The 26,401-nt window shown below is 59.4% G+C and carries 26 protein-coding genes and 1 riboswitch; of the genes, 11 read left to right on the top strand and 15 right to left on the bottom strand.

The genetic code is table 11. The features are described 5' to 3' along the window. Window positions 1–13: 13 nt before the first annotated feature. Window positions 14–1,354, bottom strand: a complete 1,341-nt coding sequence (locus G5179_RS04785; RefSeq protein WP_005338365.1) for an APC family permease — start codon at window positions 1,352–1,354, stop codon at window positions 14–16. A 198-nt stretch (window positions 1,355–1,552) separates the two neighbouring features. Next, window positions 1,553–1,819: a helix-turn-helix domain-containing protein gene (locus G5179_RS04780; protein ID WP_005338367.1), complete on the bottom strand. Its 267-nt coding sequence runs from the start codon at window positions 1,817–1,819 to the stop codon at window positions 1,553–1,555. A 258-nt stretch (window positions 1,820–2,077) separates the two neighbouring features. On the opposite strand from G5179_RS04780, the gene G5179_RS04775 reads away from it, so the two are divergent. The 4 genes from G5179_RS04775 to G5179_RS04760 all read left to right on the top strand — a co-directional run bounded on the left by G5179_RS04775 (window position 2,078) and on the right by G5179_RS04760 (window position 6,580). Continuing rightward, the gene (locus G5179_RS04775) at window positions 2,078–2,674 is read left to right on the top strand and encodes a hypothetical protein (protein ID WP_421206210.1); all 597 of its coding nucleotides are present in this window, start codon (window positions 2,078–2,080) and stop codon (window positions 2,672–2,674) included. 308 nt (window positions 2,675–2,982) lie between these two features. Then, window positions 2,983–4,002, top strand: coding sequence for a porin OmpA (gene ompA, locus G5179_RS04770; protein ID WP_266134073.1), 1,020 nt, complete (start codon window positions 2,983–2,985; stop codon window positions 4,000–4,002). 312 nt (window positions 4,003–4,314) lie between these two features. Beyond that, window positions 4,315–5,313, top strand: coding sequence for a porin OmpA (ompA, locus tag G5179_RS04765; protein WP_266134074.1), 999 nt, complete (start codon window positions 4,315–4,317; stop codon window positions 5,311–5,313). Window positions 5,314–5,542: 229 nt separating this feature from the next. Further along, complete coding sequence (locus G5179_RS04760) at window positions 5,543–6,580, top strand: OmpA family protein (protein WP_421257976.1); 1,038 nt, start codon at window positions 5,543–5,545, stop codon at window positions 6,578–6,580. 92 nt (window positions 6,581–6,672) lie between these two features. On the opposite strand, the gene G5179_RS04755 is transcribed toward G5179_RS04760, so the two are convergent. Next, a complete protein-coding gene (locus G5179_RS04755) occupies window positions 6,673–8,367 on the bottom strand; it encodes an NAD-dependent malic enzyme (protein WP_386914962.1) in 1,695 nt (564 codons plus the stop codon). A gap of 69 nt (window positions 8,368–8,436) precedes the next feature. Further along, a complete protein-coding gene (locus G5179_RS04750) occupies window positions 8,437–9,294 on the bottom strand; it encodes a helix-turn-helix transcriptional regulator (RefSeq protein WP_270904672.1) in 858 nt (285 codons plus the stop codon). 120 nt (window positions 9,295–9,414) lie between these two features. On the opposite strand from G5179_RS04750, the gene G5179_RS04745 reads away from it, so the two are divergent. Both G5179_RS04745 and G5179_RS04740 read left to right on the top strand, forming a co-directional pair. Next, entirely contained in the window at window positions 9,415–10,794 is a 1,380-nt protein-coding gene (locus G5179_RS04745) for an MATE family efflux transporter (RefSeq protein WP_005343930.1), read from the top strand. Between the two features lie 123 nt (window positions 10,795–10,917). Further along, the gene (locus G5179_RS04740) at window positions 10,918–11,166 is read left to right on the top strand and encodes a DUF2498 family protein (protein WP_043818864.1); all 249 of its coding nucleotides are present in this window, start codon (window positions 10,918–10,920) and stop codon (window positions 11,164–11,166) included. A gap of 32 nt (window positions 11,167–11,198) precedes the next feature. On the opposite strand, the gene G5179_RS04735 is transcribed toward G5179_RS04740, so the two are convergent. Beyond that, a complete protein-coding gene (locus tag G5179_RS04735) occupies window positions 11,199–12,320 on the bottom strand; it encodes a GGDEF domain-containing protein (protein WP_421257975.1) in 1,122 nt (373 codons plus the stop codon). A 245-nt stretch (window positions 12,321–12,565) separates the two neighbouring features. Here G5179_RS04735 and G5179_RS04730 point away from each other — a divergent pair, with 245 nt between their 5' ends. Both G5179_RS04730 and G5179_RS04725 read left to right on the top strand, forming a co-directional pair. Then, entirely contained in the window at window positions 12,566–13,963 is a 1,398-nt protein-coding gene (locus tag G5179_RS04730) for a nucleobase:cation symporter-2 family protein (RefSeq protein ID WP_421257974.1), read from the top strand. A 99-nt stretch (window positions 13,964–14,062) separates the two neighbouring features. After that, the gene (locus G5179_RS04725) at window positions 14,063–14,779 is read left to right on the top strand and encodes a lipoyl protein ligase domain-containing protein (RefSeq protein WP_421257973.1); all 717 of its coding nucleotides are present in this window, start codon (window positions 14,063–14,065) and stop codon (window positions 14,777–14,779) included. Window positions 14,780–14,893: 114 nt separating this feature from the next. Here the strand turns inward: G5179_RS04725 and G5179_RS04720 are convergent, their stop codons facing one another. Then, the gene (locus G5179_RS04720) at window positions 14,894–16,270 is read right to left on the bottom strand and encodes an alanine/glycine:cation symporter family protein (protein ID WP_005338391.1); all 1,377 of its coding nucleotides are present in this window, start codon (window positions 16,268–16,270) and stop codon (window positions 14,894–14,896) included. Window positions 16,271–16,377: 107 nt separating this feature from the next. Further along, window positions 16,378–16,493: riboswitch (glycine riboswitch) on the bottom strand. Window positions 16,494–17,000: 507 nt separating this feature from the next. Between G5179_RS04720 and G5179_RS04715 the strand changes: the two genes are divergently transcribed. Then, window positions 17,001–18,167 (top strand): type III PLP-dependent enzyme, encoded by a 1,167-nt coding sequence (locus G5179_RS04715; protein ID WP_043818871.1) that lies wholly within the window; start codon window positions 17,001–17,003, stop codon window positions 18,165–18,167. An 88-nt stretch (window positions 18,168–18,255) separates the two neighbouring features. Here G5179_RS04715 and G5179_RS04710 read toward each other — a convergent pair whose 3' ends face one another. After that, window positions 18,256–19,224, bottom strand: a complete 969-nt coding sequence (locus G5179_RS04710) for a calcium/sodium antiporter (protein ID WP_421257972.1) — start codon at window positions 19,222–19,224, stop codon at window positions 18,256–18,258. 125 nt (window positions 19,225–19,349) lie between these two features. Then, a complete protein-coding gene (locus G5179_RS04705; protein ID WP_100646526.1) occupies window positions 19,350–19,823 on the bottom strand; it encodes a peroxiredoxin in 474 nt (157 codons plus the stop codon). Between the two features lie 126 nt (window positions 19,824–19,949). On the opposite strand from G5179_RS04705, the gene G5179_RS04700 reads away from it, so the two are divergent. Beyond that, complete coding sequence (locus tag G5179_RS04700) at window positions 19,950–20,876, top strand: phenylacetate--CoA ligase family protein (RefSeq protein ID WP_421257971.1); 927 nt, start codon at window positions 19,950–19,952, stop codon at window positions 20,874–20,876. An 83-nt stretch (window positions 20,877–20,959) separates the two neighbouring features. Here G5179_RS04700 and yfcD read toward each other — a convergent pair whose 3' ends face one another. Beyond that, complete coding sequence (gene yfcD / locus G5179_RS04695) at window positions 20,960–21,442, bottom strand: NUDIX hydrolase YfcD (RefSeq protein WP_047435956.1); 483 nt, start codon at window positions 21,440–21,442, stop codon at window positions 20,960–20,962. Between the two features lie 203 nt (window positions 21,443–21,645). On the opposite strand from yfcD, the gene G5179_RS04690 reads away from it, so the two are divergent. Further along, a complete protein-coding gene (locus G5179_RS04690; protein WP_005338403.1) occupies window positions 21,646–21,864 on the top strand; it encodes a DUF1107 family protein in 219 nt (72 codons plus the stop codon). Window positions 21,865–21,916: 52 nt separating this feature from the next. On the opposite strand, the gene G5179_RS04685 is transcribed toward G5179_RS04690, so the two are convergent. The 6 genes from G5179_RS04685 to G5179_RS04660 form a co-directional block, all read right to left on the bottom strand. Further along, window positions 21,917–22,231, bottom strand: coding sequence for a DUF2845 domain-containing protein (locus tag G5179_RS04685; RefSeq protein WP_005338404.1), 315 nt, complete (start codon window positions 22,229–22,231; stop codon window positions 21,917–21,919). Between the two features lie 188 nt (window positions 22,232–22,419). After that, the gene (locus tag G5179_RS04680) at window positions 22,420–23,031 is read right to left on the bottom strand and encodes an FKBP-type peptidyl-prolyl cis-trans isomerase (protein WP_005338405.1); all 612 of its coding nucleotides are present in this window, start codon (window positions 23,029–23,031) and stop codon (window positions 22,420–22,422) included. Window positions 23,032–23,181: 150 nt separating this feature from the next. After that, window positions 23,182–23,907 (bottom strand): copper homeostasis protein CutC, encoded by a 726-nt coding sequence (locus G5179_RS04675; RefSeq protein ID WP_421209561.1) that lies wholly within the window; start codon window positions 23,905–23,907, stop codon window positions 23,182–23,184. A gap of 41 nt (window positions 23,908–23,948) precedes the next feature. Continuing rightward, window positions 23,949–24,851 (bottom strand): ROK family protein, encoded by a 903-nt coding sequence (locus tag G5179_RS04670; protein WP_421231276.1) that lies wholly within the window; start codon window positions 24,849–24,851, stop codon window positions 23,949–23,951. Between the two features lie 108 nt (window positions 24,852–24,959). Further along, entirely contained in the window at window positions 24,960–25,466 is a 507-nt protein-coding gene (locus tag G5179_RS04665) for a GNAT family N-acetyltransferase (protein WP_150390418.1), read from the bottom strand. Then, window positions 25,454–26,260, bottom strand: coding sequence for a M48 family metallopeptidase (locus G5179_RS04660; protein WP_216951834.1), 807 nt, complete (start codon window positions 26,258–26,260; stop codon window positions 25,454–25,456). The genes G5179_RS04665 and G5179_RS04660 overlap by 13 nt, the downstream gene beginning before the upstream one ends. Window positions 26,261–26,401 lie beyond the last annotated feature (141 nt).

Raw genomic sequence — 26,401 nt, 5'->3', positions numbered from 1 at the left:
CTTACTTACCCGGTTACTCCTTACGGTAGAAGAGCAACCCGAGCAGAATCACCCCCACAGAGACCAGCAGATAGAGTCCCAGACTGGGATTGGTGATACCGCCATACAGAATGATGAGCGCGCCCAGGGTGGCGCAGGTCGGGATCACAAACCGCTTTATCCAGCCCAACTCGGTAAAGGTGCGCATGTACCAGACATAGAGGAACAGATAGAGGCCATAAATCAGCACGATCGGCATCTCGTCCAGGGCGATGTAACGACCGAATGTCTCGTTGATGCTGCAGTACCACAGCACTGAGTAGATCACCGACAACAGCGCTGCCGCGAGGGCCGAGTTGATTGGCATGTGGTGATGCGGTTCGATACGGCTCATCCACTTGGGGGCTGGCCCCTGATTGCGGATCGCCAGCGAGTAGGGAATACGCATGGTCGCCAATACCAAACCATTGAGGGTGCCGAGGCAGGAGATAATCACGAACACGGTCAAAATGGTCGAGGCAGTCCCGCCAAACAGGCTGGTTGTCGCGAGATTAACCGCGTTATCCCCTTGCGCCACTATCTCGTCCGTCGGCAAGACGCTGGCGATCCCCAGAAAATAGGTGACATAGACCACAAAGACTATCAGGGTGCCAATCACCAGTGCTCTGGGCAGATTCTTCTTGGAATCGCGAATTTCGCTGTTGATGGTCACGGCGGCGATCCACCCCTCATAAGCGAAGGCGGTGGCAACCACGGCCGTGGCCAGCGTGCCTCCGGTGCTTCCTATCCCATCCATTGCCTGCACAAAGTTGGTCACGGTGACACCATTGAGCAAGCCTGAAATGGTGCCCACAATGGCAACCAGGATCAGCGGGATCAACTTGATCAGGGTAGAGCCCACTTGCAGCTTGCCCGCCAGGACCGGGGTGTAGAAGTTGATCAGATAGGTGACCGTCATATAGACAGCCGCCAGTATCCAGGTCGCACCAGAGTTGGTCGGATTATCACTACCAAGCAAGATCATGGTGTACAGAGCGGCGACCCAGGCAAGGATGGCGGAAAGAGGGGCGTAATAGAGTACGCCTTTGAACCACCCCACCAGATAACCAAACATTTTGCCGTATGCCGCTTCGGCATAATCGACGATACCGTTGGACTTTTCGATCCGCTGGGCAAACTCGGCAAACACCAGCGCGCCGAAGATCATCGAAAATGCCCCCAGCGCCCATGCCAGCAGCGCAATGGCCAGATTACCGCCAGTCAGACGCAGTACATCATCGGCCTTGAAGAAGACACCGGAGCCGATCACCACGCCGACCACCATCGCAATGGCAGTCATCAGGCCATAGCGTTTATCCAACTCATTACTGCTCATACCCATACTCCATACGATTGCTCATATCATCCTGAATGTAATAGTGTTCAGGTGGCCAGATACCACCAGGGGCCCACTTTTCGGGGCCGCTTATTCTCGTTGGCCTGCATGGATAATTCAAAGCGTGTTAGATCAAAATATCGATCGGCGACCCAAAAAAATACCGCCCGAAGGCGGCATTTCTATTCACATCGATGATCACGCCTTGGCGAGGTCATCCGGGCCAATCTGGCCGATTTCGGCGACTTTCTTGTCTGCCAGCAGCCAGAGGGTGAACTTGTGCAGATCCGGGTGGTGCGCCAGGGCAACCAGGAAGGCGCCCCCAACTTCACGGTAACCCAGCTCGTAGTTTTTCAGGGTTGTGGGGGGAACACCGAGCAAATCAGCAAACTTCGGACGGCTCAAACCGACCGCTTCACGGATCTGACGGATCTTCTTGCCAACAGTGACGATATTTGAATTCATAATGTTCCATACTCCGTTTGACGGATTAAATCCGTCTTTATTTTTCGCGACGACTCGTAGTCAAGTGTATCAGTTTTGTACGGACTCGTTATGGTCGAGTCTCTATCTTTATGAGCGCCTTTCGGCGACAACCCTTATCTTCAACGGGGGATGGTAATCGCTCAGCTGTCTCAGGTAAACAGTCTCGAAAAGAAACCTTTATTGTTGCCACCAGAATAACTCGTATAATCCGCCAGCTACCCATTAAGAGGAATAAGTATGGCGTTTCCCGGCATTATCTCTCGCCTGCACCCGGTTTCTGACCCGGCCCAATTGCAACAACAGCTCAGTCAAGGTGCACAATATCGTGCCGAAGCATTCTGGCTTCCGGCCTTGATGTCCAGCCAGGCCAGCGAGCTGTTGGCCGCCCTGCCGGAGAGCTGCAGCCTGTTTCTTGAACAGGAATCGCATAACCTACCCTTGCGCAGCCACGATGGTGCCCTGCATAACAATGAAGAGCTCACCACGGTAAATGGCCAGTCTATTGCGCTGGCAAGCGCCCCGGGTGATGGTGGTCTGGTAGCTGAATCGGGCATGTGCGAGATGGCCGACTGGCTGGAGGCGGGACACCGCCATTTCATCTGTTCAGCCGCGGTTCAGCCTGTGGCACGAGCCATCCTCAACATCTGGCCCCTGGATCCCTATCTGGCCCGCCACTACCTGATGGCGTTTACTCCCCTGCTGAAAAGTGCAACGGAAGCAGACTACCTCGAGGTGTTCACTGCCAGAGCAAATCCTGCCAACCCGCACTCCGACTGGGTTCAGGCCTATATGAAACTGGAAAAAAAACTGCACAGGGCCTATCTGGATCACTAATTAATCTGGATAAACAGCCATTTAAGGTCACGACACAATTTGCCACAAGGCTCATTTGTGAGCTTGATCATGTTTTAAAATCGGCATAGAGTGCGCCTCGTCATCGGAATGACATCAGTTGCCTGGCAGTGGTTTCTCACGCATTGCGTGCCATGCCAGCGCACTCGACACACCAGGAGAGTGTGCAACCCGGTTGTACCGGGTCATCTGCCAGACTCGACGCCAGCCGTACGGCGGAGCCTGCAGCTTACATAAATTACAAAGTGTGAAGCACGTGAATAACGTGCGATCTCAACGAGGATTTTTTTATGATGAAAATGGCTCCTTCCATGATCGCCATCGCCATGGCTGCTCTGGGTGCTACCGCTGCTCACGCCGCTGACGACATCTACTTCGGTGCCGGTGTCGGTGCTACTCACTTCAACGGCCTGAACAAGCTGGAAAGCACCAATGTAGGCCAGGAAGACGCGGCTGCCGCCAACGCCTTCATGGGTTACAACTTCACCGAGAACTTCGGTACCGAACTGGGCTACCAGTACACCGGTCGTGGCAACACCGACGGCAACCGTTACGAGAGCCAGGGCGCCACCCTGTCCGGTATCGCCCGTATGCCGGTTGGCAACGACTTCTCCCTGTTCGCTGAAGGCGGCGCCTACTGGGGTCACACCGATGGTCTGGGTACCAGCGACACTAAAGTTTCCCCGCTGGCTGGCGCCGGTGTGACCTACAAGGTAAATGACGCGCTGGATCTGCAAGCTCGTTACCGCTACATGTGGGACGTGGCTGACCTGCACGCCAACGGTGAGCGTTACAAGGCCAACCAGAGCATCGCTACTCTGGAAGCGGTATACCACCCGTTCCGCACTTCCTACGTAGCTCCGGTAGCTGCCCCGGTTGTTGAAGAAGCACCGGCTCCTGCTCCGCAAGTTGTAGAGAAGAACTTCGCACTGAACTCAGACGTGCTGTTTGCCTTTGGCAAAGAGACTCTGAAGCCGGAAGGCGTTGCAGCCCTGAATGCGCTGTACCAGCAGATCGTTGAGTTCCAGCCGAAAGATGGCAACGCTGTTGTTGTTGGTTACACCGACCGTATCGGTTCCGACGCGTACAACCAGAAGCTGTCTGAAGCCCGTGCCCGTACCGTTGCCAACTTCCTGGTGAGCAAAGGTATGGCTGCCAGCAAGGTTGCCATCGAAGGTCGTGGCGAAGCCAACCCGGTTACCGGCACCAAGTGCAACGGCGTAACCGCTAAAGCTCAGCTGATCTCCTGCCTGGCTCCGGATCGTCGCGTAGAAGTTCGCGTATCTGGCGTACAAGAAGTTCAGCAATAATCTGACCTCGTTCAAATAATGCAAAAGAAAGGGATGCTGCGGCATCCCTTTTTGTTTGCCTCATTCTCGCTTGCATCATCCCTCACTCCCGCCTCCCTACCCTTGCCTGCCCCGCCCCGAAAGCATAAAGTAGTTGCGCCTGTAAGGTATTGGATAAGCACTAAAAAGCGCTTCTTGTCCGGTCTGTTGTCCATGACGCCACTGCCTCATGAGTGTCCATAAGCCTTCGCTATCCACTTTGCTGGCGGTTTTTTCGCAGCAATAAAAACAAGTGCATTGCCCGACATGGGCTAACACAACGAGGATAAACCGATGAAACTCAAAATGGCTCCTACCCTGATTGCACTGGCGCTCGCCGCCGCAGGAACCACGGCTCAGGCCGCCGATAACTGGTATACCGGTGTCGGTGCCGGTTGGGCTTATGCTCACAACCTGGATGACTTCGGGACAGACACTGACAAGGATGCCACCGCGCTCAATCTGTTCGGCGGCTACAACTTCAACGACTACTACTCGGCAGAACTGGGATACCTCTACGCAGGTAAAGCGGGCGTTGACGGTGCCGATTTCAAAACCCAGGGTGCAACCCTCTCCGGTATCGCCCGCCTGCCACTGGGTGACATCTTCTCGGTGTTTGCCGAAGGTGGTGCCTACTTCAACCACGTCAACGGCAATGGCAACAGCGACAACGGCACTGCGCCGCTGGCGGGTCTGGGCCTGACTGCCAAGCTCTCCGACCTTATCGATGTGCAAGCCCGCTACCGCTACATGTGGAGTCTGGGTGACGAGCAGAAGACCTGGGAGAGCGACATGAGCGTCGCAACCCTGGAGCTGGTGATGCACCCGAACCGCACCACTTACGTGGCCCCCGCTCCGGCACCAGCACCCGAGCCAACCCCAGAGCCTGTGGTGGTTGACAAGAACTTCGCCCTGAGCTCTGACGTGCTGTTTGCCTTTGGCAAATCCACCCTCAAGCCAGAAGGTGTCGCAGCGCTCAACACCCTGTATCAGCAGATCGTCGACGTACAGCCAAAAGATGGCAGTGCCGTGGTCGTCGGTTACACCGACCGTATCGGCACTGACGCCTACAACCAGAAACTCTCCGAAGCACGCGCCCGTACCGTAGCCGACTTCCTGGTTGGCAAGGGCCTGCCGGCTGGCAAAGTTGCCATCGAAGGCCGCGGTGAAGCCAATCCGGTCACAGGCACCCAGTGCAACAGCGTCAAGGGCAAGGCTCAGCTGATCTCCTGCCTGGCGCCGGATCGCCGCGTTGAAGTGCGCGTCACCGGTGTGCAACAAGTCACACAATAATCCTGATCACTTGGATAAGCAGGAGGCCGTATGGCCTCCTTTTTATTGTCTTCCATGCCGCCCACCTCAGGCTATCTTCCCTCTTCCCGCATGGTTTCAGTGACATAGGTTCACTTATGGCCGCAATCCACACCTCTTGAGTGGTTAAATACAACCTGTCACCTATACATAAGTGTGGGGTTTGACCAACAAGCAGCCCCAATAAACCACACATCGACGAGGATACGCGATGAACATAAGATTAAAACCTGTGTGGATTGCACTGGCATTGGCGAGCACAGGCGCACAAGCGGTACCGGTCCATGACTGGTATGCCGGGATAGGCGGTGGCTGGGCGATAGCCCACGATCTGAATGATTTCAGCCAGGATGTCAGCAAGGATGCGACTGCGCTCTCCCTGTTTGGCGGCTACAACTTCACGGAGAACCTGGGCGCCGAAATTGGTTACCTCTCCACAGGTGACTGGGATATCAGCGGTCATGAGTTCAACAGCAAGGGAGCTACCCTGTCTGTGATTGGTCGTTTGCCGCTCAGCGAGATGTTCTCGGTGTTTGCCGAGGGTGGTGGCTATATCTATCACGTTGAATCGATCAATGGCGGGGACGACAACCTGGCACCGTTGGCAGGTCTGGGAGTGACGGCCCGGCTCCATGACTGGGTCGATCTCCAAGCCAGGTATCGTTATCTGGTCAGGGTCGGCGATGATCCTGACAATGACAAGGCAAACAGCGGCACCCAGCGCTGGGTCAGCGACATCAGCACAGCAACCCTGGAAGTAGTGATCCATCCCAATCGCAGCCAGCCGACAGAGCCGGCTCCCACGCCCGCACCGGTCGTGGTCCCCCCGCCACCGGCCGAACCGGAGGTGGTAGATCAGACCTTCAACCTCAGTTCCGATGTGTTGTTCGCCTTTGGCAAAGCGGACCTAAAACCGGAGGGGATGAGCGCGCTGGACGATCTCTACCAGCGGATCGTCGATGTACAACCCAAGGATGGCAGTGCGGTGGTGATGGGATATACCGACCGTATCGGCTCGGATGCCAACAATCAGAGGTTGTCAGAAGCTCGGGCCCAAACCGTTGCCGACTTTCTGATCAGCAAGGGATTGCCTGCCGACAAGGTAAGCATTCAGGGCAATGGCGAGAGCAATCCGGTCACCGGCAACCAGTGTGACGACATCAAGGCCAGAGCCGCCCTCATAGACTGCCTTGGGCCGGATCGCCGGGTCGAGGTGCGCGTCACCGGCGTACAGGGCGCCAGCGAGTAGTTGATTTTGAGGCGATAACCATGTCAGACGTGCAGTAAAAAGGGATGCTTTCGCATCCCTTTTGCTTTGCCGTGGCATTCCCTTCTCCCCAATCAGAAGGAGGTGCGGCGGTAGCGGCGATACTCCGGATGCCAGAAGTTGGCTTCGATGGCCTGATCGATCACCTCGTCCGGGGTCTGCACCGCCTTGCCCTGCAGCATGGCGGTCTTGGCCACCATCTTGGCGATGTAACGGGAGACCTGATGGATATCCGCCAGGTCCGGCAGCAGGGAGCCCTCCTCCCCTTTCACCAGCGGCGAGCACTCCGCCAGCGCGCGGCTGGCCGACATCAACATGGCGTCAGTCACCCGGGTGGCGCCGGAGGCGATGACGCCAAGGCCGATCCCCGGGAAGATGAAGGAGTTGTTACACTGGGCGATGACGTAGCGCTTGCCCTTGTGCTCCACCGGTGCAAACGGACTGCCGGTGGCCACCAGCGCCTGACCGTCGGTCCAGCGGATCAAATCCGCAGGTGTCGCCTCGACCCGGGAGGTGGGGTTGGAGAGCGGGAAGATGATGGGACGGGCACAGTGCTTGTGCATGGTCTTGACCACCTCTTCGGTGAACAGCCCCGGCTGACCGGATACCCCGATCAGGATGTCCGGGCGACCGTGCTCCATCACCTCCAGCAGGGAGATGTTGTCCCCCACCGGCCAGTCTTTGATCCGCTCCACCGGTTGGGAGAGACGGCGCTGGAAGTCGAGCTGGTTGGGGATCTTGTCGGTGATAAGACCAAAGCGGTCCACCATAAAGACCCGGCTGCGGGCCTGGGCATCGGTCAGCCCTTCGGCCTTCATCTGCGCCACGATCTGCTCGGCAATGCCGCAACCGGCGCTGCCCGCCCCGAGGAAGGCAACCCGCTTCTCGGAGAGCTTGGCGCCGGAGGCCTTGCAGGCGGCGATCAGGCTGCCCAAGGTCACCGCTGCAGTGCCCTGAATATCGTCGTTGAAGCAGCAGAGCTCGTTCTTGTAGCGGTTAAGCAGCGGCATGGCGTTGTTCTGGGCGAAGTCCTCGAACTGCAGCAGGATGTCGGGCCAGCGGCGTTTGACCGCCTGAATGAAGGCATCGACAAACTCGGCGTACTCATCCCCCGAGATACGCGGATTGCGCCACCCCATATAGAAGGGGTCATTGAGCAGTTGCTGGTTGTTGGTGCCGACATCCAGCACCACCGGCAGGCAGTAGGCGGGCGAGATGCCACCACAGGCGGTGTAGAGGGAGAGCTTGCCGATGGGAATGCCCATGCCGCCGATCCCCTGATCACCCAGACCCAGGATCCGCTCGCCATCGGTCACTACGATCACCTTGACGTTCTGCTTGGTGGCGTTTTGCAGCATGTCATCGATCCTGTCCTTGTCCGGATAGGAGATAAACAGGCCACGGGCGCGGCGATAGATGTTGGAGAACTCCTCGCACGCCTTGCCCACCGTCGGGGTGTAGATGATGGGCAGCATCTCGGTCAAGTGGTTGTGCAGCAGACGGTAGAACAGCGTCTCGTTGGTATCCTGGATGTTGCGCAGATAGATGTGCTTGTCCATGTCGTTGCCAAACGCCATGAACTGGCGATAGGCACGCTCGGCCTGCTCTTCGATGGTCTCGATATTCTGGGGCAACAGACCTTCGAGGTTGAAGTTGCTGCGCTCTTCGCTGGTGAAGGCGCTGCCCTTGTTGAGCAAAGGGGTCTCCAACAGGGCGGGACCGGCGTAGGGAATGTAGAGAGGACGTTTCTGGTTATTATCTTCAAACATGGATCTTGGTACCTAAACGGTTAGCTAGACGCAGGGACCCGCCGATCCTAGGGGCTTGTGTCATTAATTTCAAAGAGTTTGCACATCCGTTGCAAAAGGTTTGCGACCCAGTCGACGAAAGGCGCCGGGGGTCTGACCAGTCAGACGGCGAAAGCAGTTGGCAAAGTTGGCCCCATCGCTGTAACCGACCCGGGCCGCCAGCTCGCCAAGTGGCCAGTTGGTATAGAGCAGCAGCTGGCGTGCCTTGTTCATTCTGAGCTCGGTCACCCTCGCCATCGGCCCCATACCGAACACTTGCTGACAAAGCCGGTGCAGATGGGGGACGGAGCAGGCCATCTGTCGGGCCAACAGGGCGACACTCCAGGGCTCGTCCAGGCGCGCCTCCACCCGGCGAAACAGCGCCTGCAATCTGAGTTCAGGGGTACCGCGCACCTCCCCTTGCAGGGTACGCTCCAGCAGCGCCAGCAACAGGCTAAGCAGTTGGGGTTGCAGCGAAGATCGAACCCCTTCCCCCTGCATCAGGCTGAGCAGATGGTAGAGCTGATCGCCGCCATCCCCTTGCCAGATACGGTGGCCAAGGCAGTGCAGATGCTGCCAGCGCGGCACGTCATCGAGCAAAATCCAGCTGATCTGCCAGCTTTCGCCAATCAGCTTGAGACCACCGGGCACGGCGGCGGGCAGGAAAATCAGCGATCCGGCCGGAATGGCTTGCTCCCCCTCGTCGGTGAGCAGCGCGCCCCCCCCATCGTGACTCACCATCAGAATGTGAAACTCGGGGCGATTGCGGCGAATGAGGTAGTGATCCCGCACCCGGGATAGGCCGGTCAGGAAGATCCCTGCCTCGCCGAGCAGGGGCAGCCCTTCACGTCCCAGCATCTGCTCTTCACAGGCTGGCGCTATCTCCAGACACTCGCTGGCAAATGGCATAACACCTCAACAGGATAGTTTTACACAAGAAAATCGAGAGCTACTCACAGTGAGAAGAGCCTCGCTAGTCCCTATCATACCGCTGACAAACCTTGCTTTTCTCATACCCGGTTAACAACTATGAATTATTGGCAAGCGATTTTAAAACAAACCACCGATCGCGAGTTCATGACTCGATTGTGGCGGCTGGCTCTGCCTGTCTCGCTGCAATCCATGATGTTCTCCCTGCTCGGCCTCATCGATATCATGATGGTGAGCCAGCTTGGCACCACGGCTGTGGCGGCGGTCGGCTTGGGTAACCGGGTCTTCTTTTTCAATCTGCTGGTGATAGCAGGCCTCGCGGGCGGGGTCTCGGTATTGGCAGCACAATACTTCGGGCGCGGTGAGATGGCCGGGGTGCGCCGCTCCCTGGCGCTGGCCATAGTGGGCGCCCTGCTGGTCACCCTGCCCTTTGCCTTCATCTATGTGTTATCACCGGGCAGCGTGCTGGGTTTTGCCAGTCAGGATCCGGCACTGCGCGAGCTGGCGGATCAATTCTTGATGATCACCGGCGCCACCATCCTCTGTACCGCCATCGTGGTGCCGCTGGAGTCAGCCCTGCGCTCGGTCGGCAATGCCGCCGCGCCGACCCGCATCGGCATTATCGCCATCATCGCCAACGTCATCCTCAACTACGCCCTCATCTTCGGTCACTTCGGCTTCGAGGCGATGGGGGTGGCCGGTTCGGCCTGGGGCACCACCATTTCACGGCTGCTGCAGACAGCCCTGCTGCTGCTCTACGTAAAGCGTTATGAGGCGCGCCTGATCCCGCGTGCACCAGACTGGCTGGCCGCCTTCAAACGCAAGGAGGTGGTGCGCTTTACCCTGATCGCCCTGCCGCTGCTGTTCCATGACGGCCTCTGGGCCTTCGGCATGCTGATTTACGGCTTTCTCTATGCCCATCTTGGCACCGATTCGCTGGCCATCATGACCACCCTCGGCACCCTGGAGAGCATCCTTATCTCCCTCTTCTTCGGACTGGCGGTGGCCTGCTCCACCCTGCTCGGCCACCGGCTCGGGGCCGAGGAGTACGAGATTGCCTGGCAGCACTCCCAGCTGTTCCTGCTGCTGGCACCGATTGGCGCGCTACTGGTGGGGATCATCGTCTGGCTGCTGCAAGCCAACCTGCTGCAGTGGGTCGGCAACCTGCCCCCCGAGCTGATGACGGAAGCGGGTCAGGTGCTCGGCATCATGTGCCTCGGGATGCTGCTCAAGGTGTTCAACATGGTGGGGATCATCGGAGTGCTGCGCTCTGGCGGTGATGTGAACTACAGCATCTTTATCGACATCGTCGGCATGTGGTGCATCGGCATCCCGCTCGCCTGGGTGGCGGTCACGCTGCTCGGCTGGCCCCTCTCCTGGGTGGTGGCGGTGGTCTTGCTGGAGGAGCTCAGCAAGGTGTTGCTGGTGCAGCGCCGTATTCGCCAACGCTGCTGGTTGAAGAATCTGGTGATCGGATAAACAGCCACAAATCGGGGTCATATCAATGACAGAAAAACCCTGTTTGCAGTATGCTGGGCGCCTCTTCAATCAGAGACAGGGATCCACGGTTTCCCTGTCCAGTAGTCGTTTAAGGAGACGAGCATGCAACCACAGAAAGAGCTGATCACCGAGACGGCCCTGCTTGAGATGGCCAACAAGATCATCAAAGAGCATGAAGACTTCATCCACGGTATGCACGCCGATTCGGTGGAGCAGAAGGGGGATATTCTGGTGTTCAAGGGGGAGTATTTCCTGGCCGAAGATGGCACCCCGACCGGCAAAACCATGGCGGTCTTCAACATGTTCAAGCTGCTGGCTCAGCAGCTCTCCGGCAAGTACAAGCTGGCCTGATCTCGCCAGCTCATTGCCAACAGATGCCGCCCTCAGGCGGCATCTGTTTTTGCGCGGTTCTGCCCCTCGACCACCACGCAGTTGCGTCCCGCCATCTTGGCCTGATAGAGACACTCGTCGGCACGGTTGATCAGAATATCGATGGTGTCATCGGAACGAGCCATGGCAATCCCGATACTCACCGTCACTTCCAGCAATTCGTCCGAGGTGGGGCTCTTCACCAGCCGCGCCTCGACGGCAATGCGCAGCCGCTCGGCCATTTTGCTCGTCAGCGCCGGATCTGCGCAGTTGTGCATCAGGATGGCAAACTCTTCGCCGCCATAACGCCCCAGCACCATATCAGGCTCCAGCTGCTCCCCCAGGGTGGTCGCCACCTCCTTGAGCACCGCATCCCCCGCCAGATGGCCGTAGATATCGTTGATCCGCTTGAAGCGATCGAGATCCAGCAGCATCACCGCAAAGGGCTTCTTCTTGAGCTGCAGCCGGACTCTGGCCTGCTCCAGCTGCTTCATCAGCAGGCGGCGGTTCATCATGCCGGTCAGCTCATCGGTGGTCGATTCCCGATATAGCCGCAGCAGCATGTTGAGTTGGCCACACTGCACCCAGCAGCTGGCCATGGTAAACATGCCGAGCACCCACACCTGATTCAGGGTGGCCTGACTCCAGATGCTCTGGCCCACCAGCAGCCAGTGGCCCAGCAGCATGGTCACCAGTACCACACCAGCCAGTTGCAAGCCGAGGGAGAGGGGGATGGGGAAGATGGCAAACAGGGTGATCAGCAGATAGGGAAAGGCCGCATAACCCGCCTGCAACTCCTGTCCGGCGCCAAAGCTGTTCAGGCAGAAGAGGGAGAAGAGCATCATCACGGCCATCAGGTAGCCAAGGGCCAGCTTCATCCGTTCCCGCTTGAAGTGGATGAGGTACGAGAGCGGAATAAGTGGCGAGAGCGCCAGGGTGCAGAAGATCCTGGCCTGAAACAGCTGCTCGAAATGAACGGCGGGCAAAGTCAGCCAATCCACCACGGCCCAGGCGGGCAAACCAATCATCAGCAGGCAGGTGAGCAGGCGCAGACGCACCGTCATAAACCCCATGCGAGTACGGGTAAAGTCTTCGGAGTGAGCCCTGGCACTCCAGAACTCTGACAACTTGAGCATCCATCGCCTCCACTTCAAGGTCGAGTGGCTCATTCTACACCTACAAAGTGGTAAAAATGTCATTAGCGGTGAGAATAAAAAGGAGAGGTCGATCACACAAACCGACCGATGATAATCTCAGCGCGCAAACGTTTCAACCCATCAAAAAATAAACTTTTTTTGCATAATTAGCGCTGGTCAGCCTCATTTCAATCACTACAATAGCGCCCAATTTTCTCCCCCTCCCCACACAATTCGAGGTACTTATGGAACAGGCTGCTATCACACGCGCCAATCGAGAGGCACATCCACCCAGGCGAGCCCATAGCGAACTGGTCTATGGCATAGAGGATGTCCCGCCTCTGCCCCAGACGCTGTTCGCCGCCCTGCAGCATATGCTCGCCATGTTTGTCGCCATCATTACCCCGCCCCTGATTATTGCCAATGCCCTCGGCCTCCCTGCCGCCGACACCCGTTATATCGTCTCCATGTCGCTGGTCATGTCCGGCATCGCCTCCTTCATTCAAACCCGCCGCTTCGGCCCCATCGGTTCCGGCCTGCTCTCGGTACAGGGCACCAGCTTCAACTTCCTCGGCCCCATCATCGCCTCCGGTCTCGCCCTCAAACAGGCCGCCATGCCCACCGAGGATCTGTTGGGCACATTGTTTGGCACCATGATGGTTGCCGCACTCACTATCGTGGTGATGAGCCGCTTCCTCCATCTGGTGAAACGGATCATCACCCCGCTGGTCACCGGCATAGTGGTGCTGCTGATCGGCCTGACCCTGATCAAGGTAGGCCTGATCAGCATGGGCGGCGGCTATGCAGCCCTCTCTGATGGCAGCTTCGCCAGTCACACCAACCTCTTCCTCTCCCTGCTGGTGCTCGGCCTTATCGTGTTGCTGCAACGCAGTCGCAACCCCTGGTTGCGCCTCTCCGCCATCATGATCGCCATGCTGGCGGGCTATGCCGTGGCCCTGCTGTTGGGCAAAGTGAGCGCCCCCACCTTCGACGGCCCGCTGGTGATGGTGCCCATTCCGCTCCACTACGGTCTCGGCTTTGACTGGCAGCTGTTCGTGCCGCTCGCCATCATCTTCGTGGTGACGGCGCTCGAGGCCATCGGCGACATGACCGCCACCTCGGATATCTCCGGCGAGCCACTGGAAGGGCCTGTCTATATGGAGCGGATCAAAGGCGGCGTGCTGGCCGATGGTGCCAACTCCATGCTGGCGGCGGTGTTCTCCACCTTCCCCATGTCCACCTTCGCCCAGAATAACGGCGTCATTCAGCTGACCGGTGTCGCCAGCCGTCACGTCGGGCTCTTTATCGCCACCATGCTGGCGCTGCTCGGCCTGTTCCCGGCGGTCGCCAGTCTGGTGCAGCAGATCCCCGAGCCCGTGCTGGGGGGCGCCACTATCGTGATGTTCGGCACCATCGCCGCCGCTGGCGTGCGCATCATTGCCCGCGAGGAGCTGGATCGCCGCGCCCTGATGATCCTGGCAGTGTCGCTGGCCATGGGGCTGGGAGTCGCGCAGGTGCCGGAAGTGCTGCAACACCTGCCGGAGCTGGCCAAGAGCGTGCTCTCCTACGGCGTCGCCACCGGTGGCATTACCGCCATCGTGCTCAACCTGCTGCTGCCCAAGCGCGAAGCGCGTCACTCCTGAGACACCGTCTACCGATAGCAAACAGCCCCGCACTGCGGGGCTTTACCTTGCCAGTCGCCACGGGTAGTGTGCTGGGCAGCCTTTTTTGAGGATGCCGCCATGCCCTATCGCCTGCTCTCCCCCCTCCACGATACCGCTTCACCCGCACAGATACTGGCGCAAGAGCAGTGCTGGTTGCGCGACTGTGCCCATGACGGCCAGCCCCGCGCTCACCTCTGGCAGGCGCCCCAATGCCTGATTGTCACCCGCAAAGATACCCGCCTCCCCCGTTACGAAGCCGCCTGCCAGCAACTTGCAGATGAAGGCTGGCCGGTACATGTACGCGACAGCGGTGGCACCGCCGTGCCCCACGGGGCGGGGATCCTCAACCTATCCCTGCTGCTGCCCCGCACCACCACAGATCTCGCCCACTACTACCGGCTGCTGGGGGCGCCGCTGCTGACCCTGTTGGCGGAGTACGGCCTTGAGGGAAGCTATGACTTTGTGCCCGGATCCTTTTGCGATGGTCAGTACAATCTGGTGATCGGGGGACGCAAGATCACCGGTACCGCCCAGCGCTGGCTGGCGCCGGGGCAGGATCACCAGGGCGCCGTGCTGGCGCAAGCCATGCTGCTGGTGGCGGGTGATGTGGATGAGGGAACCAGGATGGCGAGCCGCTTCTACGAGCTGGCGGGCGGCGAGCTGCGTTTTATGGCGGGAACCTCCACCACGCTAGCAAGCTGCATCGATTGGCACGGTAGCGATCAGGCACTGGTAGAGAAAGTGCGAGCACGTCTGGATAGCCTGCTGAGCGAGGGGCTATCTCCCTCATCCTGACCTTATCCCGAAGGGAGAGGGATAGTCCCCATCCTTAGACACAACGCACAAAAAAGCCACGACCGGAGTCGTGGCTTGTTCTTTTCAATGGGAACGTGAAACGGGCCGAGGCGCTCAGGCCGTCTGCGGCTCCGGCTCGGCTTCGCTATCCAGATCCCGGCTAAAGTAGGCGCGGGTCTCGGCGATCACCACATGGCGCAGGCCAATCAGGCCGATGAGGTTGGGCACCGCCATCAGGCCGTTAACGATATCGGCCAGCAGCCAAATCATGTCCAGATGGAGGAAAGCACCGCTCGCCACCAGCGCCAGATAGACCAGACGATAGGGCTTGATCGCCTTCACCCCGAACAGGTACTCGGTGCAGCGCTCGCCGTAGTAGTTCCAGCCAAGGATGGTGGTAAAGGCGAAGAACAGCAGCCCAATGCTCACCAGATACTGGCCGACATGAGCATCGAGCCCCTGGGCAAAGGCCAGACTGGTCATGGCCGCGCCGCTTGCATCGCCGCTCCACACGCCGGTCACCACCAGGGTCAGGCCGGTCATGGTGCAGATGATGATGGTGTCGATGAAGGTACCTGTCATGGAGACCAGCCCCTGCTCCACGCACGAATCGGTCTTGGCCGCCGCCGCCGCGATGGGCGCAGAGCCCAGTCCCGATTCGTTGGAAAAGACCCCGCGCGCCACCCCGGACTGAATGGCCAGCATTATGCTGGCACCGACGAAGCCGCCGGTCGCCGCATGGCCGGTGAAGGCACTCTCGATAACCAGCATGACGGCATCGGGCAAGGCGCTGGCGTTGTTCACCAGCACACCCAGACAGGCGACGATGTAGAAGATGGCCATGAAGGGCACCACCTTGCTCGACACGCTGGAGATGGATTTGATCCCTCCCAGGGTCACCAGCGCCACGATCAGGGTCAGCACCACGGCGGTCGCTTCACGGGGCACCGAGAAGGAGAGGCTCATGGCATCGGAGATGGCATTGACCTGCGGGAAGGTACCGATGCCGAAGAAGGCCACGCCGATACCGAACAGGGCAAACAGCTTGGCGAGCGGTTTGGAACCGAGCCCCTTCTCCAGATAGTACATGGGGCCGCCAGCCATCTGGCCGTTGGCATCCTGCTCGCGGTATTTGACCGCCAGCAGGCACTCGGCATACTTGGTAGCCATGCCGAACAGTGCCGCCATCCACATCCAGAACAGGGCACCGGGGCCGCCGAGCTTGATGGCGGTAGCCACCCCGACGATGTTACCGGTGCCAATGGTGGCAGAGAGGGCGGTACAGAGGGCGCCGAAGCTGGAGACATCCCCCTGCTTGCCCTGCCCCTGATCGCGGCCAAAGACCAGCCGCAGAGCGAGCGGCAAGCGCACGACCTGAAGCAGACCCAGACGCAGGGTGAGATAGATACCGGTCCCGACCAGCAGGATCAGCAGGGGCGGCCCCCAGATAAAACTATCGATGGCGGTTAACGCCGATTGAATTGATGACATGCATCCTCCTTAAGAAACAGAAATTAAGGAGGAGAAGGATGATCTTCCCATAGGTGTCGCGATCGGCCAGAGGCGATCGGATGCGGGCCAAGCCCAGGTACAACCATCCCATCCCCTCTGTCCTTTTGCCTGAGAGTTTCCGGCGCCAGCCTGCCCTTGCGGGTAGTCATGGTGCCTTGCTCCTTCGGCGCCCGATTTAACGGGTCTCTCCAGAGTATCGTCCAGTAGCAGTCCACACCGGTTGCCCGGTACCTGAAAGATTCACTTCTTCGGTGGATGGTTGCCCATCGCTCTCCTGCTACCTTCATCCGAACTAGTTTGGATTAGGAAGTCGGCATGTTAATCCAAAAAATGTGAGCTGTCTCGCACTTGGCCGCCCCCATTTATATTTTTTTAGTGACCACCAGAATCGCAGCAAGAATGTTAAATATTAGTTAACTATCAACAAGTTAGGCTTTCACGGATCAAATGTGGCCCAAACGGGAAAAATGGCGGATAGAGAACAGTGATCCCTCTCGTTTCGCCAAGAAAATCTTGCCGACATATCCAATCAAAATGCTTGCACACAGAATCAATAAGCCGATAATCCGCTGCATAACCAAGCACTTTGTTATCAATTTATGCACTGTGTTCGGTTGGTCCCACCGGACCGCTCGCCTGACCCGGCCGTCGCCGGTTCAATCGCATATGGCTTGGGCATATCACGCCCCCTAAGGATGACCAAAAGAGAATGAACGAGACCCTGGTTGCAAAAGATGTGGTCGCACAAGATTACCGTCAGCTGGTTGAACAATTCGGCTCCCCCCTGCTGCTGCTCGACAAGGCAGCCGTCCGCAAACAGTATCGGGCCCTGGCCGCCGCCCTGCCCGATGTACGATTGCACTATGCACTCAAACCCCTGCCCCATGAGGCGGTGGTCTCTGTCTTGAAGGAAGAGGGGGCCTGTTTCGATCTGGCCACCAATGGCGAAGTGGATCTGGTGCGCAGTCAGGGGGTTCGCCCGGGACGTTGCATTCATACCCATCCCATCAAGCGCGACAGCGATATCCGTTATGCGCTGGAGTTCGGCTGCACTGTGTTTGTCTACGACAACCCGCTGGAGCTGGAGAAGTTCATTCCCTACAAGGACGAAGTGAAACTGCTGCTGCGGGTCAGCTTCCCGAACCCCGAGACCAAGGTCGATCTCTCCAAGAAGTTCGGCTGCACTCCGGAGCAGGCGCTGCCGCTGCTGCAACTGGCCCACGCCAAGGGGATCAAGGTGATGGGGCTGTCGTTCCACGTCGGCTCGCAAGTGCCTCATGCCCGTCGCCATGTGCAGGCCATCGACGCCTGCCGCGAGATCATGGAGCAAGCCTGGGCGCTCGGGCTCAAGCCCTGGGTGCTGGATATCGGCGGCGGTTTCCCGGTGGATTATGAAGGGGGCGAGTTCGATATCGACGGTTTCTGCGCGCCGATCCGCGAAGCGCTGGCCAAGTTGCCCGCTACCGTGCAGAAGATTGCCGAACCGGGCCGCTTTATCAGCGCGCCGGCCATGACTTCGGTATCAAGCGTGATGGGCAAGGCGCACCGCGGCGACAAGATCTGGTACTACCTGGATGACGGTCTCTACGGCAGCTACAACGGCCAGCTCTATGACCACGTCACCTATCCGGTGAGCACACCTTATGCCAGTGGCGAGCAGCACAATTCGGTGCTTTCAGGCCCCACCTGCGACAGCGTGGATGTGATCCGCGACGGCATCATGCTGCCGGATTTGGCTATCGGCGAGTTGGTGGTAGGCAAGGTAATGGGTGCCTACACCTGGGCCTCCGCCTCCACCTTCAACTTTTTCCCCAAGGCCAGCATCCTGATTCTGGACAGCAGCCAGAAGGGGCAGAAGCTGGTGGCAGTAGCCTGAGCACACAATTCGCTCGCCAACAGGTTCACTGGGCAAAAACAAGAGGGGGAAGCTTGAGCTTCCCCCTCTCTCATTTCACCAACCTCTATCAGATAAACTGACTGGTCAGCAGCCAGCCGGTATAGGCGACGAAGCAGGTCAGCAGCACGCCCCCCTCCAACCGGCTGATACGGCCCTGTCCCTTGTGGCCCAGACACATCACCAGCAGCAGCAAGGTCAGCCCCATCATGATGCTCCAGTCACGGGTGAGCACTTCCGGCGCCACATCCAACGGATGAATACCCGCCGCGATCCCCACCACCGCCAGGGTGTTGAACAGGTTGGAGCCGAGCACGTTGCCAAGAGCCAGATCATGCTCGTTCTTGCGAATGGCGATGAGGGACGAGGCCAGCTCCGGCAGGGAGGTGCCTACCGCGACTATGGTGAGACCAATCACCAGATCACTGATACCGAGTGCCTGAGCGATGGTCACCGCTCCCCAGACCAACAGGCGGGAAGCGCCGATCAGCAGCACCAGCCCGACCACCAGCCAGAAGATGGCGCTCTTGAGGGACATCCCCTCGCTCTCGATATCCTCGGCGGTCTCGGTATCCAGCGCATCTCCCTTGCCATTCATGCCAGCCCAGATGGACCAACCCATCAGGGCAACGAAGACGGCCCCCAGAATGACCGCATCCATCCGGCCCAGATGACCATCAATCAGCAGGGCGCCGGAGAGCAGGGTAATACCGAGCAGGATCGGGATCTCCTTGCGCACTACCTGAGAGGCCACCGCGATAGGGCTGATCAGTGCCGTCAGACCCAGGATCAGCGCGATATTGGTGATGTTGGATCCATAGGCGTTACCGAGCGCCAACCCGGGATTGCCCTGCGAGGCGGCCAGTGCCGAAACCACCATTTCGGGGGCCGAGGTACCAAAACCGATGATCACCATGCCGATCAGCAGCGGCGGCATCCCCGCATAACGGGCGGTGGCGGCAGCGCCATCCACAAACTTGTCAGCACTCCAGACCAGCAGTGCCAGTCCGGCAATCAGGGCAACAACAGCCAGGGTCATAACATCTCCATCCCATCGCCAGTAAGCAACAGAGTCAGGACAAGCTCCTGACCCAATTCAAAAGTGGCGCCAGTGTAACGAGCCAGCCTCCCATTTCAAGGGAAAATCAAACTGTGATTAACATTTCACAGCACAGCCAGCAGACTCGCGGCATCGGAGACCTCAAACTTGCCAGGCGCCTCCACAAACAGCTGCTCGACCACGCCATCGTTGGCGATCAACGCAAAGCGCTGGGCACGGATGCCGCCAAAGGCGCCGGTATCCTTGGCAAGACCCAGCGCACGGGTCCAGCTGCCGTCACCATCCGCCAGCATGGTGATCGCCTCGGCGTTCTGGGCAGTCTGCCAGGCCCGCATCACGAAAGCATCGTTGACCGACAGACAGCAGATGGCATCCACCCCTTTGGCCATAAACTGATCGGCCAGCACCACATAGCCGGGCAGATGGGCATTGGAGCAGGTGGGAGTAAAAGCACCGGGCACGGCAAACAGCACTACTTTTTTACCGGCGAACAGCGTCTGGCTATCCCGCAGTTGCTTGCCCTCGGCGGTGATAAAGGTAAATTCGCCCGAAGGCAGAGTCTGACCCATCGCAATCATTGTGCTCATCCTTAAGTAGAGGGAGAAGGCCCCAGTCTACCCCACCGTCGAGCTGTGACACAGGCCTCCCTTTGCCGGGATCATTTGAACTAACCTTGAGCAGGATCAGCCGACCAAGGAGGCCTCATGCAGCACTATTACGATGGACTGGAAATTCGCCCCCCCGCCTTGCGCGAACAACAGCAGCTGGAACAGCTCAATCATCAGCTTACCCATGTCAGTCAATATTGCGCCGGTTACTCCAGCGTCTATCGCCAGTGCCGCCTCGAGGATCTGGCAGAGCTGGCCACCCTGCCACTGCTCGACAGCAAAGAGCTGTTTGCCGCCCAGCAGGCTCACCCTCCGTTCGCCGGTCTCACGGGCCGCCCCGCCAGTCAGGCGTTGCGGGTCTTCTCCTGTCCGGGCCAGCTGGCCATCCCCGAGTATGCGGGAGCAGACTGGTGGGGGGCCGCTCGAGCACTGTTTGCCGCCGGCTTCAAGCCGGGTGAGGTAATACTCAATGGCCACGACTATCATGCCGGCCCCACCGCCTTTATCTTCGATAACGGTGCCCGACAGCTGGGAGCCCCCGTGGTACCTTGCGGGCCCCACGATACCCAGCGCCAACTGGAGGCGCTGCTGCGCTATCAACCCACCGGCTACGTCGGTCCGCTGATGACCCTGCTCGATCTGCTGGAAGCGGCCGAAGCGGCCGACATCCCGACCGACTCACTGCGCCGCGCCCTGCTGTGTGAAGCCACCCATCCCGAAACCGCGCCGCTGCGCGCCATTCATGGCATTGCGGCCCTCAACTGTCTGGTGTGGCAGGATGTGGGGGTGGTGGCCTACGAGAGTCAGCCCGGTCAGGGCTTTATCGTCAACGAGAGCTGCATCGTCGAAATCATCGATCCCGCCAGCGGCAATCCTGTGAGTGGCGACGAGACCGGCCAGCTGGTGGTGACCCGACTCGATCTGGAATATCCATTGCTGCGGCTAGCCACCGACTGGCAAGGTCACTGGCTCGCCAAGCCGAGCGCTTGCGGGCGCACCAACCGACGCCTCAAGCTGGCGTAGCAGACCAAGTCAATGCACAAAGGCAGACGGGCAGCCATCAGGCTGCCCGTCTTGTCTCTGGAGAAGAGAATATATGAAGTTGGTCAGCGCCTTGCCTGCCAGGTGGCGATGGCGAGCAGGGAGTCGGGGGTAAATTCGCTGGCGCGCTCCGCGATCTCGGCCAAGCTCATCCAGTGCACCGCGCTCACCTCTTCGGCCTGCAACTGCAGCGGCCCCTGATAACGGCAACTGAAGAGGCCACCCCAGACCCGGTAGCCCTCCCCTTCTGCATAAAAGCTGCCAAAGCCCTGCAGAGGAACATCCATAATCCCCAGCTCTTCGGCCAGCTCGCGCCGGGCGGAGCGCTCCATCTCCTCACCGGTGGTGACCACGCCACCGGCGCAGGCATCCAGCATGCCGGGGCAGAAATCCTTGCTGAGGGTGCGTCGCTGCACCAGGATCCGATCCGCGTCGTCGAGCACCAGAATATAGCTGGCGCGATGGCAGAGATTCTCCCGCCGCACCTTGGCTCGCTCGGCCACGCCAATCACCCGGTTATCCTCGTCCACCACATCAACCCATTCCACGCACAGGCCCTTTTATTTGTTCCATTCAAGCCCGCAGTATATCGGTGCGGTGGTTTGTCATGGCACAACTTTTTCGATGACGCCGTCAATTTGCCGAGCTCACTGGCAAAATAAGGATTCATGCAAATCTTTATAAACCGTCATATCAGTGTCATCGACCGACACCATAGTGTGCCCTGTCCAGGCAATCAGGGAACCGTGTGATGAAGGTATTCAAGCAGTTATCCCCACGGCAGATCGCTCGCTACATCAAGAGCTTTCATCGAGGCTATTTTGCCATCGAGTCGCTGGGGACATTTGAATTCAACGCGGGCAGGATCAGCCTCCATGGCCTGACCTGCCGCCAGCGGCTAAGACTGGCTCGCCAGATCAATCTGGCGGTCAGACAACTTGGTCACCGCGACCCCTTGCCGGACATGTGAGTCAAAGGGTCTTGCCCTACTGTCTGTTGTGCATCCATGCTTTGCCCGCCGGCTACTGGCCGCGCGGGCCGTTTTCGATATCGGTAATGATGCCGTTGCGCACCGTCACAAAGCGCATGAACTCGTTCTTGCCGAAGTTGTAGGTCCAGCGTTCACCATATTTGACCTGCACCATGTTGCCAAACTGGTTCTCCTCGTTGCGGTTGAGCTCTTCACGCAACATCGGCTCACCGCACTTGAGCAGCATCTCGGCGGTGGTGTCTCCCTCGGTGATCAGGGCGTTCTTGCAGCGCATGGCATCAGCACTGGCCGGAATGCTCAGCAGCAACAGAGCAAGCCCCGCTACTTTCTTCATCTTCTTGCTCATCGGGTTCTCCTTATCCTCTCTAATGAGTCGCAGTATGCCTGTTCCCGTTTCTGAAAAAACCAGTAAAAAGCGCAAAAGTGCCGCCCTTTTCTGCTCTCCAGCCCGCTGGTCGAGACAAATGCTGTCTATCACATAGCCCAAAAACAAACGGCGACCCGAGGGTCGCCGTTTGCATCAAGCCAGCAGGATCACAGGATGTCCAGCAGCTCGACTTCAAATACCAGTGCAGAGTAAGGCGGGATGGAGCCCGCGCCACGGGCACCGTAGGCCAGATCGTGGGGGATGTAGAGCTTCCACTTGGAACCAACCGGCATCAGCTGCAGCGCTTCAACCCAGCCAGCGATCACGCCGGTCACCGGGAATTCAGCCGGCTGGCCGCGAGCGACGGAGCTGTCGAATACGCCACCGTGGGTGAAGGTACCGTGGTAGTGCACACGCACGGACTGACCGGCTACCGGAACGGCACCGTTGCCTTCTACCAGCACTTCGTACTGCAGACCGGAGTCGGTCACCTTCACTTCAGCGCGCTTGGCGTTGTCAGCCAGGAAGGCTTCGCCGTCAGCAGCGGCGGCCTTGGCGGCGGCTTCCTGCTCTTCTTGCATACGCGCAGTGATCACCTGGAAGGCATCATTGATATCGTCACGGCTGACCGCGAACTCCAGACCATTCAGGGCATCTGCCAGACCTTGTTGCAGGGCCGGGATATCCAGACCGGCGAAGGCTTGCTGCGCCAGCTGATCACCCATGTTACGGCCGATGCCATAGCTGGCCTTCTGTTCGATAGAGTCGTATTGGGACATTGAGATGTTGCTCCAGATCCATGTAGTAAAGAGGCGGGATGATATCAGACTTTTAGCCGGGGTGCTGCCGGGGGTGCCCCTGATTTCCCCGTCAGTGGGAGGAACTTCACACAAGATGCGGATGAACGCCGCCCAACGGCGGCGATCTGCTTAACCGCGATCCAGCAAGGCTCTGACCGCAGCCACCTTGGCGCCATCGGTGATATTGACCCGACCATCATCCGAAGTGCCCATATTCACTCCGTGCGGCACCATGCCACCGCGCCAGCCCATGCCGGACATATGCACTTCGCTCACCCCGGTGAACTCGATGATGGTACGCACGTTGTCGGCATTGACCCCGGCCCCCGGCATCAGGCTGGCACGTCCCGCCAGCGCCTGCTGCATCTCCTGCAGGGTCTCGAGCCCAGCCAGCGCGGTTGCGGCGTGGCCCGAGCTCAGAATACGCTCGCAGCCGGCCGCGACTATGGTCTCCAGATCCAGACGCCAGTCGGAGGAGAGGTCGATGGCGCGATGGAAGGTGACCCCCAACGATCCTGCTGCATCCACCAGCTGTTTGAGCTTGGCGGCAGGCACCCGCCCCTCCTCATCCAGCAGACCGACCACCACCCCTTGCAGCCCCGCAGCGCTTGCCGCCGCGATATCTTGCAGCATCATCTCGAACTCGCCGTCGTTAAAGCAAAAATCCCCGGCGCGCGGGCGGATCATGGCATAAACCGGCACGGTGGCATGGCGGGCCGCCTGCTGCATAAAACCGTAGGAGGGGGTCAGACCACCGAGACCCAGCGCAGAGCAGAGCTCGATGCGATCCGCCCCGGATTGCTGGGCAGTAAACAGGGATTCCAGGTTGTCGATACAGATTTCAAGACGGGTCATGAGGACTCCTTTTTCGGGGAGATCAGACCCCACATCTGATCTCATAGATTGAGCAAGGCTGCGCCGCGCACACCACCGGCACCGCCGAAGCGGGCCTGGCGGATCTCGGGCAGGGCGACCCCGGGCAGCAAGTGACCGGGCAGACGCAGCGGCAGCTGTTCATAGAGGGCGGGCAGGCCGCTCAGGCCGCCCCCCAACACCACCACCTCGGGATCAATCACCGAAATGGCGGTGGTAAGCCCGGCGGCCATGATCTCCAGCCAGCAGTCGACCGTCTCGACCGCATGGGGTTCATGGGCCTCGAAGCGTCCCACAATCTGGTGACCCGTGGCGCGCTGGCCATGGAAATGATGATAGAGACGCTCCAGACCGGTGCCGGAGGCATAGGTTTCAAAACAGACCAGACGGCCGCAGCCGCAACGGGGACGGGGCAACTCGGGGTACTTCATCAGCATGGTCGCGGGCAGGGGGTAGTGACCAATCTCGCCAGCCAGCCAGTTGCGCCCCTGAATAAGCTTGCCCGCCAGATAGACGGCGCCGCCGATGCCGGTGCCAATGGTGACGCCAAGCGCACTGCCTGCGCCGTCGGCTGCCCCTTGATGCACTTCGGACCAGAGGAAGCAGTTGGCGTCGTTATCCACCTTGACCGGCCGCTCCAGCAGCTCGGCCAGATCGGCACCCAGATGGCGACCATTGATGGAGGGTAGATTGGCCGCCACTATGCTGTGATCCTGGCTGTTGATGACACCGGGGAAACCGATGCCGACCGAGCCCCGAGCGCCGAAGCGGGCATCCGCCTGCTCGACCCGGGAGCGGATCAGCTGCTGCAGCCCCTCGTAATCGTTGCCCGGGGTGCTCATGCGCTCCTCGTGGCAGAGGTTCAATGCACCGTCATAGACCGCGAAGGCGATCTTGGTGCCACCGATATCAAAGCCGTAATACATGCCAGCACTCCCTTGTCAGCCCGTGTTTATCCAACTCTGTTCCAAGGGGGACATTGTATTAATTCGCAAAAAAAATAAAGTGACCGGGGACGAAAAACGGGAGAGTGATCAGAGCAAACGACTCATTTGTCGCTGCAGGCAGGGCTGCCCGAGGCTTATCAGGGTGCGCTCTGCGCCATCAAAGACGAAGCCGCGGCGCAGGTAGAACCCCTCGCCGATGTGGTTGCCATCGAGCAGCCACAATTTGACGCTATGGCAACCGGCGCGGCGCATCTGCATCGCCACCGCCTGCCACAGCCGTTTGCCATAGCCTTGTCGCCAGTGGTCGGGATGGAGGTAAAAAGCGCGGATCAGGGCGCTGCTCTGCCCCGCTTCCTGCAGTGGTTGCCAGTAGAGCAGGCCAATCACCACCTCGTCGAGACAAAGCAGCATGGGCCTTGGGCCCGGCTCGGCCAGACGGCTCTGCCAGATCTGCAGATGAGCGGTAACATCCAGTTGCTCCAGCAGGTCGGCACCGAGCACCTGGCCATAGGCAGCGAGCCAGCTGGCTCGCTGCATCACCGTCATGGCAGCAGCATCGTCGCTGCGCGCCATACGCAGGCTTATGCCTTGCATTGGGGCACCAGACCGTTGGCGCGGGCCTGCTCATAGAGTGGCAACACTTGCGCCTGTTGCGCCTGCAACTCGGCGATCCGGTTCTCGTTGCTCGGGTGGGTAGAGAGCAGTTGCGGCGGCGTGTTGCCACCGGCGGCGGCACTCATGTTTTGCCACAGGGGGATCGCCTCGGCCGGATTGAACCCGGCACGCGCCATCAGCTCAAGCCCCAGCCGATCCGCTTCGCTCTCCTGAGTGCGGCCGTAGGGCAGCATCACTCCGACCTCGACCCCGAGGCCAAGGGCGGCCATGGTGGCGCCGCGATACTCGCTGGTGCCCATGGCAATGTCCGCAGCCGCCAGACCGATCCCCGCCAACTGGCTGCGTGAGAGTCGCTCGTTGGAGTGCTGGGCCAGCACGTGAGTCAACTCGTGACCGATGACGGTCGCCAGCTGATCCTGATTCTTGGCCACCTTGAGCAGGCCGCTGTAGACCCCGATCTTGCCGCCGGGCAGGGCGAAGGCGTTGACCTGCTTGGAGTCAAACACCACCACTTCCCAATTGGTGATGCCATAGCTGGCCGGCACCTGGGCGGTCACCGCCTTGGCGACACAGGAGACATAGGCGTTGAGTTTGGCATCCTTGCTCACCTTCTCCTGCTTTTTCATATGCTCGAAGGAGTCGGCACCAAGCTGGTTCATCTGCTGGGGGGAGTAGAGCAGCATCTGGCTGCGGCCAGTCGGCGACTGGGCGCAGGCGACCAGCAGGGAACTACAGAGGGCTACCAGGCCAAACTTGGAGAGGGACGCAATCATGAAGGGATCCTTTGCCATAACGTTGCCCTATTCTCGGAAATGCAGCCCTGCTACGCAAGGGAACCTGCCCCCGGCTGGCGGAAAAACATCCATCCAGCGCTATTAACAGAACTGACAGTCACCAAAAACAAAACGAGCCCG

Origin of the sequence: Aeromonas sp. 600886 (genome assembly GCF_049174935.1) — a bacterium.
Classification (GTDB): domain Bacteria; phylum Pseudomonadota; class Gammaproteobacteria; order Enterobacterales; family Aeromonadaceae; genus Aeromonas; species Aeromonas veronii_A.
Note: the sequence above shows the minus strand (reverse complement) of the source record. Positions and strands in the feature narration are given on the sequence as shown.